14 protein-coding genes are annotated in these 12,413 nt (G+C 38.7%); 1 reads left to right on the top strand and 13 read right to left on the bottom strand.

Annotation, left to right across the window (positions count from 1 at the left end; translation table 11 throughout):
* Window positions 1-11: 11 nt before the first annotated feature.
* Complete coding sequence (locus tag LMB57_RS06905; protein WP_229271222.1) at window positions 12-1,076, bottom strand: LysM peptidoglycan-binding domain-containing protein; 1,065 nt, start codon at window positions 1,074-1,076, stop codon at window positions 12-14.
* Between the two features lie 91 nt (window positions 1,077-1,167).
* A complete protein-coding gene (locus tag LMB57_RS06900) occupies window positions 1,168-2,328 on the bottom strand; it encodes an MFS transporter (protein ID WP_229271221.1) in 1,161 nt (386 codons plus the stop codon).
* Between the two features lie 383 nt (window positions 2,329-2,711).
* On the opposite strand from LMB57_RS06900, the gene LMB57_RS06895 reads away from it, so the two are divergent.
* Window positions 2,712-3,290, top strand: coding sequence for a TIGR01440 family protein (locus LMB57_RS06895; protein ID WP_229271220.1), 579 nt, complete (start codon window positions 2,712-2,714; stop codon window positions 3,288-3,290).
* 125 nt (window positions 3,291-3,415) lie between these two features.
* On the opposite strand, the gene LMB57_RS06890 is transcribed toward LMB57_RS06895, so the two are convergent.
* The 11 genes from LMB57_RS06890 to LMB57_RS06845 form a co-directional block, all read right to left on the bottom strand.
* Window positions 3,416-4,615, bottom strand: coding sequence for a phosphopentomutase (locus LMB57_RS06890; protein ID WP_229278150.1), 1,200 nt, complete (start codon window positions 4,613-4,615; stop codon window positions 3,416-3,418).
* Window positions 4,615-5,340, bottom strand: coding sequence for a nicotinamide riboside transporter PnuC (gene pnuC / locus LMB57_RS06885; protein WP_229271218.1), 726 nt, complete (start codon window positions 5,338-5,340; stop codon window positions 4,615-4,617). Before pnuC ends, LMB57_RS06890 begins: the two co-directional genes overlap by 1 nt.
* A gap of 1 nt (window position 5,341) precedes the next feature.
* A complete protein-coding gene (locus LMB57_RS06880; protein ID WP_229271235.1) occupies window positions 5,342-6,076 on the bottom strand; it encodes a nucleoside phosphorylase in 735 nt (244 codons plus the stop codon).
* Between the two features lie 5 nt (window positions 6,077-6,081).
* A complete protein-coding gene (locus tag LMB57_RS06875; RefSeq protein ID WP_229271217.1) occupies window positions 6,082-6,756 on the bottom strand; it encodes a Crp/Fnr family transcriptional regulator in 675 nt (224 codons plus the stop codon).
* Between the two features lie 438 nt (window positions 6,757-7,194).
* On the bottom strand, window positions 7,195-7,491 hold the full coding sequence (locus LMB57_RS06870; protein ID WP_229271330.1) for a hypothetical protein: 297 nt from the start codon (window positions 7,489-7,491) through the stop codon (window positions 7,195-7,197).
* A 416-nt stretch (window positions 7,492-7,907) separates the two neighbouring features.
* Complete coding sequence (locus LMB57_RS06865; RefSeq protein ID WP_229271331.1) at window positions 7,908-8,780, bottom strand: TrmH family RNA methyltransferase; 873 nt, start codon at window positions 8,778-8,780, stop codon at window positions 7,908-7,910.
* A 70-nt stretch (window positions 8,781-8,850) separates the two neighbouring features.
* The gene (locus LMB57_RS09820; protein WP_267493885.1) at window positions 8,851-8,982 is read right to left on the bottom strand and encodes a hypothetical protein; all 132 of its coding nucleotides are present in this window, start codon (window positions 8,980-8,982) and stop codon (window positions 8,851-8,853) included.
* Between the two features lie 338 nt (window positions 8,983-9,320).
* Window positions 9,321-10,475, bottom strand: a complete 1,155-nt coding sequence (locus tag LMB57_RS06860) for a tyrosine-type recombinase/integrase (RefSeq protein WP_229271332.1) — start codon at window positions 10,473-10,475, stop codon at window positions 9,321-9,323.
* Window positions 10,462-10,677: a DUF3173 family protein gene (locus LMB57_RS06855; protein WP_229271333.1), complete on the bottom strand. Its 216-nt coding sequence runs from the start codon at window positions 10,675-10,677 to the stop codon at window positions 10,462-10,464. The genes LMB57_RS06860 and LMB57_RS06855 overlap by 14 nt, the downstream gene beginning before the upstream one ends.
* Window positions 10,655-11,524, bottom strand: coding sequence for a rolling circle replication-associated protein (locus tag LMB57_RS06850; RefSeq protein WP_229278149.1), 870 nt, complete (start codon window positions 11,522-11,524; stop codon window positions 10,655-10,657). The genes LMB57_RS06855 and LMB57_RS06850 overlap by 23 nt, the downstream gene beginning before the upstream one ends.
* A 103-nt stretch (window positions 11,525-11,627) precedes the next feature.
* Window positions 11,628-12,248, bottom strand: a complete 621-nt coding sequence (locus LMB57_RS06845; protein ID WP_229278148.1) for a cell division protein FtsK — start codon at window positions 12,246-12,248, stop codon at window positions 11,628-11,630.
* Between the last annotated feature and the right edge of the window lie 165 nt (window positions 12,249-12,413).

The raw sequence follows: 12,413 nt of genomic DNA, 5'->3' as shown, positions 1-12,413 counted from the left end.
TTTATCCCCTATTACTCATCGTCAGAAGTGTCAGTGTCGTGATCACTTGTAGTAGCTTGACTGTTGCTATCTGCATCATCACTGCTGCTTTGACTGCTGTCATCGCTGCTTTCACTTTCGCTACTACTGCTGCTATCTTCATCATCCTTAGTGCTGCTACTATTGCTGCTATCGGCGTCATCATCAACACTAGCGTAGATATGGATCTTGTTGCCGTCTTTTTCAATGTAAACTGTCGTATCCTTCTTGGCTTTTGAACCTAGTGCACTTTTGATTTCACTAAGAATCGCATCATAGTCATCATTCTTTGCGTCCTTTAAAATAGCTGCTGAATCAACATTAAGTTCATCGGCGTCACTACCGCCATCACCTTCGTCAAAGGACAGCTTGTTATTATTATTAGCATCATTTAAGCCGCTCACAATGTCAGAAGCATCGATTGATGAAGACTGATGTTTTTTATGCTTAGGAGACTTAGTTGAGCTGGATTGGCTAGCGCTTTGTTCATTATCATTGTCGTTGTTGTTAAATGAATTTACCGCACCAGCCTTGTAAATTGTTGTCGAATGATCAGAATTGTCGGAATTATCATAGTTCTTAACAACTGATTGTGGTTGAACGGTAATATTTACTGTTGTTGGTCCATTATTGATTGTAATTTTTGTTTGGGCAACAACATTTGGATTTACATTAGGATCATATCCAGCAGGAACGCTCCCTTCACGGCTTAAAATAAGAACATCCCCAGCAAAAATTAAATTAGCATTTTGAATGTTATTATCATAGCAAAGTTTAGCCACAGAAATTCCAGTTGCGGCTGAGATCCCCGATAAAGTGTCACCCCATTGAATAATATAACGAGTGCCATTAAGGTTATTAGTATTAATGTGTTGCATTGCCATATTATTAGAAATTTGTTCGGGGGTATTAGCAATCCAATTAGTAATATCAGCCTGCTCTTCTGGTGATCCACTGGCATTATCAGCCTCCGCAATCGCTACCGAGCCAATCATTACTGACCCTGCTAAAACAACAGTCATCAAGGCAGCTGCTAGTTGCTGCTTACTTAACTTCATAAAATTATCCTCCCTAATAGTACTTAAACCTATTAATACAAAAATAATTTTACTGCTATTGGAATAATTCTTCAAATGCATATAATCATTTCTAATTGGCGCTTATTTTAATCAGATAAAGCGAACCAAAAACTGCGATTAAGGCATAGATTGCCCCAACGTATCCAATCTGGTTAATTTGAACAAAATTGATACTAATCGATGCCGTTAAAGAACCAATCGATACTCCCACATTAGTACAAATCGGGTTTAATGAAGAAGCCAGATTCATTGCTTCTGGATATTCCCGATCAGCAATGTTCAGAAACATTACTTGCAGAATTGAACCGGGCATTCCTAGAACAAAACAAATGACACACAATAAAAGGATCCCTAACCATGCTACATGGAACATTGCATTCATCAACAATAAACAAATAAGGACGGTACTACTAATAATAGTAAGTTTAGTGATTCCAAAACGGTTTGCAATTACTCCGGCACATATATTACCAAGAATAAACGTAATTCCAATAAGTCCTAATAACCATGTTAAGTTAGTCGTACTAAAGCCGAGGACAGTAGTAATAATCGGACGAACATAAGTATAGAATGTATATTCAGCAGACATTAAAGTTACCATTACGATAACCCCAAGAACTATTCGTCGATCCTTAAAAAGTTGAACTTGGTTACTCAATGACGCGTTCGCTTGACGGCTATTACGCGGTATTAGCCAATACAAGAAGCCACAAATAATTACAGTTAAAACCGAAATTAAGGCAAAACTATCCCGCCAAGAAAAAGCATTACTAATTGCCGTTCCAACGGGGACCCCTACAATTGTAGCAATACTAAAACCAGCGAAAGTTGAAGCGACCAGCATTGCCCGTTTTTCAATGGGTGCAATCATACTTACAAATACAAGAATCAGTGAAATAATCGTCCCCGCGACCGCAGCTGTTACAATCCGCGAAACAAATAGCCAGAACAGGTTAGGCGCAACTGCGGTTAAAGTGTTGCCGATTAAAAAGACTAACATCAACACCATTAAAACCTTGAAACGATCAAACTTCCCTGTCAAAGTGGTAATTAAAGGCGTGCAGACAGCATAAATAATTGCAAAACTAGTAACTAAAAAGCCAACCGTTGATAATGAGGCATGGTAACTTTTGGCAATATCAGAAATAACCCCCACAACCATAAATTCATTACATCCTAATAAAAATGCGGTTAAGACAAAGACAACGGATTGCAAGCGAAATTTAGACATATCCTGAACTCCTATCGTATAAATAAAAAATACTGGAAAAACACCGATAAAATCAGTATTTTTCCAGCAACCTACCTTCGAACGTGCCTTTTGAAAGATAAAAGGCATATCTACAAATTGTAGTATAGCAAAGGATTATTTGAGTTTCAATTCCTATTGAAAGACAGTATCTGTCAAATTTTCATAGATCGCCTAAAATATACATCTTTCTAGGATAAAGATGTCAATAAAAACTGAACTAACTGGTAATAATCGTCAAGAAATTGGGCATTAATCTCTTTTAGGCTCATAAATAGAGCAGGCAACTATTAGCTACACAAAGGTTTTTCCTAGTATAATGTGGATAATTAGATATATTATTCATAATAAAGGAATGATAATTAATGACAGTAGAAAGAATTAACCTTGATAAAATTAAAGAACAAACAGCAACAGGTTTAACAGAATTATTAGATCAAGCTCAGTTAGAAAAAGATGACCTCGTCGTGTTGGGCCTTTCAACTAGTGAAGTCCATGGCGGAATAATCGGAAAGAACTCTAACATTGAGATTGCCCGGGCGATTGTTTCGACAGTTGTTAACATCTTACGAAAACACCAACTCCATTTAGCAGTCCAAGGTTGCGAACACCTTAACCGAGCACTAGTTGTCGAACGAAGTGTAGCTAAGGAGCGCGGCTTTGATCAAGTTACTGTCTTCCCTTCGCTCCATGCAGGGGGTGCAGGACAAATTGCTGCTTTTGAAAACTTTAACGATCCGATTGAAGTTGAACACATTACTGCTGAAGCTGGGATGGACATCGGCGACACCTCAATTGGCATGCATGTTAAATTTGTCCAAGTCCCAGTTCGTACTTCTATAAAACAAATTGGACTGGCTCATACAACTTATCTCCGCAATCGGCCAAAATTGATTGGCGGTGCGCGTGCAAAATACGAATGGGATCCGTTTGATAATAATTAAGTTTAATTATGAGGCTGGGAGAAAACATTCGTTCTCTCCCAGCCTCAACTACTTTTATGAACAATAGTCAGATAACGCGGAACTAGCTTAGTCTCCCTTGTTGATATTTTTTAATCTCTTTTTATTTATATCAATTGCTCTAAAAAACTAGTCCCATATTCACCACGCGCCAAATTAAAGTTATCCAGCACAGTTGCACCAAAGTCAGCAAATGTCGGACGAGTACCCAACGGCCCGCTTTTTAGCATTGACGGAGAATAAACCAGTAATGGGACGTTTTCACGAGTATGGTCTGTGCCACGAAAACCAGGATCATTTCCATGGTCGGCAGTAATAATTAATAAATCATTGCTTTTAAGATTATGCAAAACTTTTCCTAGCCGCCGATCAAAATCCATTAACGCCTGTCCAAAACCTTGCGGATCACGACGATGTCCATACATCGTATCAAAGTCAACTAGATTGATAAAACAAAAACCAGTGAAGTTCTGTTTCATCACCTCATCAACATGATCCATTCCATCCATATTACTTTCATTATGATAAGTTTGGGTAAATCCATGTCCTGAAAAAATATCATTAGTTTTACCAATCGCAATCGTCGTATAGCCTGCTTGATGAAGCTGGTCGATAACTGTTGGCGTCGGCGGTTCTAAGGTGAAATCACAGCGATTAGCAGTTCGGATAAAATGATCTTTATCTGGGCCAATATAAGGGCGTGCAATCACCCGACCAACCTGATAATCAGGTCCATTCAACAGTGTTCGAGCAAAGCGACAAATTTTATAAAGTTCTTCGACAGGAATTACATCCTCATGTGCAGCAATTTGCATGACTGAATCGCCAGAAGTATAGATAATCAGTTCGCCAGTGTCCATTTGTCGTTCACCGTAATCATGAATTACAGCGGTACCAGAATATGGCTGATTGACAATTACTTTCCGTCCAGAAAATTCTGCAATCTGGTCGATAAGTGATTGAGGAAAGCCTTGCGGGAATGTCGACAACGGTTTAAAAACAGGTAGTCCCATCATCTCCCAATGGCCATCCATACTATCTTTACCAGCCGAAATTTCAATCATCTTGCCATAATAAGCTAAAGGATGAGGAGCGTTAGGAATCCCTGAAATTGCTTCTTTGCGTAAATTACTGAGCCCGAGTCGCCCAAGATTAGGTAATGACAAACTCCTCTTATAAGCCGCACCAACGTGACCTAACGTATCTGCCCCCGTGTCATTAAACTTATCCGCATCAATCGCTGCACCAGTTCCGACTGAATCTAACACAATCCCAAAGATACGTTGATATTTTTTGTAATTCCTCATTAATCTGTTGTGCCTCCTTCATTATCAGCTTCACCACTAGCCCATACTTTAGTTGCATAAATCGAATTAAACAATAAAGCAGCTTGCAAAGCGATTTGCGATAAGTCACCACCGAAAGTTCCAATGTGGATACCCATTTGGAACCGAATTGCCAAAATAATCCAGTAAATAATGTTTGCTGTATTGACCCAAATCCATAGTGACCAATTTTCCTGATATTTAAGAATATAAAGCAATTGCGCAATAAAGCTAACCACTAAATTAAATGAATCAAAATATGGAAGTTGTCCGTGAAAGAGGCTAATAACATACCAGCCGATGAAATAAGCAACTACCACACCCGCAAAAACCCAGCGCCGCGCTTGCGGACTAAAACGTTTAGTTGCATCATCGTGACCCCACATAAACCAGCCGATTGGTTGAGAAATTACGTAAAAAATGTCCATGACAAATGTTCCCCACGTGTGGCTTTGCCAAGCAATATAAGTCATCGCAACACACTGAATGAAACCAAAAATAAAAGTTACCTTTCGCCCTTTCATCCCATAAACAAGGGCAATTGTTCCAAAGACTCCAGAAAGCATGCCGATCCAACTATCCGGTGCAATCAAATAAACACCTACTTGGAGTAAGAGCAAAATTGTCACGTAAATTATCTCAAACTTCTTCCAATTACTAAAAAGCTGCGTAAAAAGCCAGCCATGATCATTAGTTGCATTTATCATATTAATTTTCCTCCAGACTTTGATCACTTAAGATATCGAATGCAAGTTTGAGTGAAGCCATTTCCCCTTGAATCATGAGGTCATCCCCACTAACTAGATCATTAACCCCTGTTGCGAGATCTCCTTCGTATAGGACAACATTATTAAGAATCGATAAAGTTTCCATTCCACGTTGACGACCAATAGTTAACAAGGTACTTGATTCCATATCGGCGCCAACGATCCCCTTACCAGACCAAAACGCTTCTTGTTCTGCATTATCATCCATGTAAAAGCCATCATGTGAACGGATGATCCCATAAACTGCTTTAGGAGCATATTTATGTGCTAAGGCCATTAATTTAAATGAAGGGACAGCAGGATAATTTCCCGGGACATACTTCTTAGTTAATCCATCATCGCGGACTACTCCTTCGCTAATAATTAATTCGCCTAAGCCAATTCCTTTTTGCATTGCACCAGCAGACCCCACACGGATCAGTTTTTTAACATTAACGTTATGAAGTTCTTCAACTCCGATTCCCGCAGACGGGGCCCCGATCCCAGTTGACATTACTAAAATTCGTTTATTTCGGTAAGTACCAATTATCGACTTATATTCCCGGTTAAATGCCCATCCTTGAACATTTTCCAAAAACTCAGTTGCTTTATCTACTCGTGCAGGATCACCAACAATTACCGCGCTATCGGTATTAATTTCTGTGGTTAATTGTGTATGTGGTTGTTGTTCTTCCATCATAATTAATCCTCCGTTTCCACAATCTGTTGTAAAGTTTGCAAGTCGGTGATTTTAATAATTGAGCGATTAATTTGAATTACATTAATGTCAGCTAACTTTTTTAAAACACGATTTATATTCCGGTATGAGGTATCAACTTCATAAGTGATTTTTTCTCGAGTAATTGGAATATGTTCATGAGCACAGTAAAGTAGAAATAATCCAATTTGCTGTAATGCAGAGTGCATACTATAACGCTCCATCCTTTTTGTAAGATGATAAATCTGCTCAGAAAGATTATGAATCAGCCTATCAGCAAACCAATGATCCTTTTGTGTCCACTCAACGAAATCACTATTCCGAATACTTAGAACCGTAATTGGTGAAATATTGATAATTGATGCACTGTAAGGACGATTGATAATTGCTTCTTGTTCACCCAGAAACATCCCAGAATCATAAACGTCCAAAACTACCTGTTTCCCACTAGGCGAATTCAAAAAAACTTTTACCCGCCCCTTAACAAGCAAATAGGTGTTTTGATATCTCTCTCCTTGATGCAGAACAAACTGCTTTGTATCAAACTTTTTCACGTCCATTTGTTCAATAATGTTTAGTGGTGCTGTTTTTACTAGCTGGCGAACCCGCTCGTTTGAATTAATTGCTTTGTATACTTCATTAATATTCAAGAGTATCACCCTCACTCTTTATCACTATTATATTGGTTAGCGCTTACAATTTTCTATGTCACTTGTCTCTTAATATACATGAAAATTGGGATTTTGCTATCTCAAAGTGTAATTTCGAGGACATTTGTCTTGGAAATAAAAAAGCAAACCATAAGGGAGCGAGACAGAAGGCACTTGTGACTTCGTTTTTCGACGCGAAGCTAGCCTCTGGGAGCCCCCGCAAGCAACAATAGGCCTCTAACGTTCGGTTTTGCCGGACGTTAGAGGCCATTGTTGTACTGCGTATTTGCTTTTTTTATGAAAGTAACTTATGTCACAGTCCCCTATGGTTTGGGATTTAAATTATTACTTTATTCAGTTAATGCGTCTTAATTACCTTGGCTGGCATACCGGCAACTAATCTGATAAAACTAATACTCATTAAGTCAATTTCATTTTATATAAGCTTTACTCAAGCCCATAAAAATAAATTGAGTCAGGATCTTGCGTTGCCCGAATAAATTGCAAGATATACTGAACATGTCCATATGATCCTGACCGTACAAGGTGACGTGCAATTGCTCTCCTACGATATTGGGACACATAAATTAGGTCCGGCAATCCTGTCATAAGAACAAAAATAGGAAAACCATGTCGTTTTAATTCATTAAATATTTGCGCAAAACTACGAATAGGTTGACTATTATCTACTTCATCAATTACTACCAATACATAATGGCTATTTTTTTGAACATTCTCCATCATTTTTTAGCAACTTCAGCAGTTTTATTCCCATCTGAAATTAAAACTTAAAGCTTTGAAATTAATAAATTTTAGTCCTAATTCCTCTACTAGCTGTTGTAATTTTGTTTTTTAGAACTTTTTGTTAATGCTAGAGTACAAAATAAAACGTCCCTCAATGATTAATTTCATTAAAGGACGAAATAAATTATTATTTCTGATAAACGAGAAAAGATTGATGTTTGTAAAACATTATTAATTATTAGTTATCCCGATTGGAGAATATTGATTAGTTGCGAACTCACTTGGCGTTCTCTTCATTAAATTACTTCATGCTCCAGAATCAACTTTGTTCTTGGATTTTCCCCTACACTTCGACACTAAAGTATCAACAACGCTTTACATGATCGGATACTCAATTACTGCTCAAGTTTGTTCAATCATTTAACTTTTCGATTACCTAGTTCCCAAAAAGCGAGAGCCGAGGCAGCCGCCACATTTAAGGAATCAACGCCCGGCGCCATCGGGATCTTAATTGTAAAATCACTCTGCGTAATTGTCTGTTCTCTTAATCCCGGGCCTTCTGAACCAAGGATAATTGCTAATCTATCTACTTCAGCTAACTGAGGATCATCAATATCAACCGTATTATGACGGAGCGCCATCGCTGCTGTTTTATACCCTGCCTGATGAAGAAGGTCAATTCCCTTTGATCGCCAAACTTTAGCATCAACATAGGTCCATGGTACTTGGAAAACCGTTCCCATAGCTACCCGCGAGGCCCGGCGATAAAGGGGATCAGCTGAATCACTCGTTACAATTACCCCATCGATTCCGAGCGCCGCGGCTGAGCGAAAAATCGCCCCAATGTTAGTGGGATTCACAACACTTTCCAGAATTGCGATGCGTGGATGGTCACTGGGCATAGTAGCCAAAAAGCTGTCTAGACTTGGCCGTTCGACGCGGTGCATCGCCGCTAATGCTCCGCGTAAAAGATTATAACCACCACCAGCCAATTGCCGAAGTAAATTACTATTGACTACGTAGATTGGCGTTTGTTCTAATCCCCTAGTTTGGTTAATTGCCATTTCATGATCCAAATCAGCCAAGTCACGCTCTAGTTCCTTTTCTTCTATTAAAAGAGACGCTGGCCGATAGCCTGCTCGCAAAGCCCGTTCAATCACTTTGGGACTTTCCGCAATAAATAAACCCGGATTAGGTTCAAGAGCATGAAAAAGTTGTGCTTCATTAAGTCGCATATAAGGATCTAAGTCTGATCCTGTGAGATCTGTAAGAAGAATTAAATTATGCATATTGAATTTACCTTATCTTAAAAACTGAATTAGTTTAGTATACTCTTATTTTCGCTCTTTTTCACGACGGCTATTTTATAACGAGCTTCGGTTGCCGATGAGTAACAAAATCACGTTGAATCAAAAGAGAAACAATCATTGCTAAGGCATCAATAATTAGGGTGATATAGTAATTATGGAGAACTTGAGCAGCAACCAGCATTACAACAAAAAAACCTTTAGTAGCAAAAAACACCCAGCTTTTACACTGGATGCTTCCCATTGGCAAATATGTTATTTTTGATGAGTGGGCTTAGTTTTAAAACTATCAACATGCTGCTATATCGCAGTTCCAACTCTAAGTGACATTGTCATTTTATTCCCCATCACTTGTTGAAGCCATCAGATAATCGCTTGTGTCACAAGGAATTTGGCAACTTAAATATCAACGTGGTAGAAAAACGGTAGACAACTACACCTTGACGAACTGATTCCCAGTGAAGTTGACCAGTGAATGATCAGGGTGATCAATATGCCCCATGGCACCATTCATTTGGTCGGCTACCGTCCGATTACGTCCTCGCCATAGTTCAGAATAATACTGCAAGTAGGTGTTGGTTTAGCGTGCCCAAGTCGTTGTGATACCGCCAAGATGTCTACATTATATTTATTAATAAGTAAGCAAACATGCGAAGTTCTTAATTCTCGTGCTTGAATATGGTGTACCCCTGCTAGCTTTGCGTATCGGTTAATTGTGTTATTAACACTTGAACGGTGTAGAGGACGATCAGTTGCACTTAAAACATAATGATCATTACCATTTTGTGGTAGGTTATCGTATTGTTCCTGCTTCCACCACTTAAGCAATTTTACCAAATCGTTCGGTATATCGATTGTGCGCATACTACTCATGGTTTTAGTATAATTCTTGCGTTTCTTATCTGGGTCGATACTGTTAGTTAGCGTGTGATTTACCCTAATATACCCATCATGCAGATTAATATCAGACCACCAGAGCGCTAACCCTTCGGAGACCCGTAAACCAGTAAAATAGTACAGGTTAAGCATTACATAAGCTAGAGCACCCTCAATATCCCCCAAATAACACTTAGACACTACCTCCTTGAACTCTTCAAGGGTCCAATAATTGATAATATGAGGTCCCTTTGCAATAGCTCGAGTAGCTTTCTTTACCCGTGAGGGATTTCTTAACAAATAATCTAAATCAACGGCAGTATCTAATACTTGTCGGAATATACCATATACAATGGATGCAAAAGATTGAGAGTAACCAGCTTCTGATGAAAGTAACCATGATCTAAAATCAAAGCAATCTTTAGGGGTAATGTCTTTTAAAGATTTAGCACCTAGTCTTTCTTTAATAAGCTTAAAAATTGACTTACGTGAGCTCCAAGTACTGTTCTCAACTTCACGACGATAATTAGGTATATAGACATTGCTCATGAAATTTTCCAAACTTATTTGCGATGAATGAACACTAGTCCCATCGCCAATTTCGCCCAGAACTCGTTGAACTTCTAAATGCGCCGCCCTTGCTGTTTTAAAACGATTACCCAAACGATCACGGCGTGCTTTCTTAATTATCTTTTTCCCAGTTAACGGGTCTTTTCCAAGATAGATAGAATAATAGTAGTAACCTTTATGGCCGTCTTTTGCTGGTTGATAGTAAACCGATTGATACTTAGTTCTTGCCATCCTTATCACCCTTATTAAGCGGGACACCCAGAATGACATCCTCAATTATAGCACGAGGAGCAACTTCGAGACGAGGATTCGCCCAGAAAGTCTTGCCACGTTTAACCATTATTTGTCTTGCTTCCCGCAGAATCGTCTTGGCCTGGTTCGTTTTAAAGCCTAGATCCTCAAGTTCTTGCTTAGTCACTGTTGACCTTGTCATCATCGTTTCCCCCTTTCTTGTTATAAAATTCATTTTTGTTAACAATTTTCTTCCCATCTTTAGTGCTGAAAGATCGTTCGTAAGTAGCTCGTCTATCTTTATCACTTAAATCATATTGATTTAACAACCGTTGCTTAATGTCTGTTTTCATTACTGGATCCTTTATCCCCTTGGATCTTCGATAAATTCTAATGCCCTTGGGATACATATATAAGCGGGCACCCTTTGCATTAACCTTTTGATTACCACTATTAACTTTCAGATCTGATAGATAAGCCATCACATATGAAGCCACATTGTCTGAATTAAATAAGCGTTTTGTCTTAGTAAATCCTTTGCACCACAATTTCTGTACAATATTGTTGGGAATATATAATTCCTCACCATCAAGGGTTTTAAGTAACAAGTGCAAGTGCCAACGTCCGCTCAGTTGAGGCTCAATCACAGCAATATATTCTAAACGACCTTTTACCTTACGCAGTTTGCTAATAAAGTTTTTAAAGTCCTGATACACCACTTTTGTGTCGTTCAAATTATGGGCATTAATATCTACTCCATAAGTCAAAGTAATCCATAACTGATCGTTTCCGCCATCAAAATTATTAGCTATTAATCTCCTCAAAGAATGCATAGTCCTTTTTACTGAAGATAGATTACCGACACGACTATTAGCATTTGTATTCATCTGTTTTATTTCGCCAGTGGTCAAATCTACATATCGATGATCCGAAATCACTAGAATGGATTGTTGATGATTATTGATATTACTAGTTGAAAGTTCAACAGTGTCACCGTACAAATAAGCTTTAACCACTGCGTTCTTGTCAATCTCACTATCAGCTTTCATAATTTCACCGCTGTTGTGTCACGATAATCAAGTTAAAGGGCAGTTGCACAAGCAACTACCCTCGCGACGACAGTCTAACGACCTGCTCGTCGCTAACCAATACTCATGTATTTGTTCTCGTAAGGTAACGATCAGTATCCTGATTAGTTAGAGATAACTTCAAAATCTGCCATATCTTTTCCGGCTCAATTTTTGGCGCCCTAAATGGCATTAAAAGCTCATCATTACTACCGTTAATCCATGCTAGCCCCTCACCTTTAGTTAAATGATATTCTGGAATATCAGTATCGTTACCAAATCCAAGGCGTAATTGAGTTGAGGTCATTGAACCCATCCCTAACTTAACGCTGACCTGTTCAGTAATAATCGTACTAAGACCTGCATTCCCAACTGATGGTTGCTGAGTAATAATTATGGCGACAAATCCTAATCCAGCACCAGTTAGAAATAGTTCCCTAATTAGTGCATCCCACTTATACCGATCATTCTTATCTTTTTTAGACAATCCTTCATTAAAAACTGCGTTAGTAGTTGCGTATTCCTCCAGTATTAAACAAAATAAAGGCATATGTAACGTACTTGCCGTTGCTCCGAAGCTGGTCTTATCAGCAATAAAATTGGCCCTTTTTCTTTTCAGAGCTACAAACTGATTAAGAAGCTTTAAAGCTTCAGTCTTGTTAGTCGCTACCCGATCAGGTGGTAATAGCCTACCTAACCTGGCCATTTCAGCATTTTTTAAATCGATTATAAACAGCTGAGTTGGACAGCTAGCTAATCCGTGCAATCCATTGATATTATCGAGAGGTAAGGACGCTAGCATGTTTATTAAGTGTATGGTTAAGAAACTCTTACCTGATTGAGTAGGCCCGAAGACTAAAGTGAAAGGTTG

Source organism: Limosilactobacillus secundus (genome assembly GCF_020784695.1).
Taxonomy (GTDB): domain Bacteria; phylum Bacillota; class Bacilli; order Lactobacillales; family Lactobacillaceae; genus Limosilactobacillus; species Limosilactobacillus reuteri_F.
This window is presented reverse-complemented; position numbering and strand designations above follow the sequence as displayed.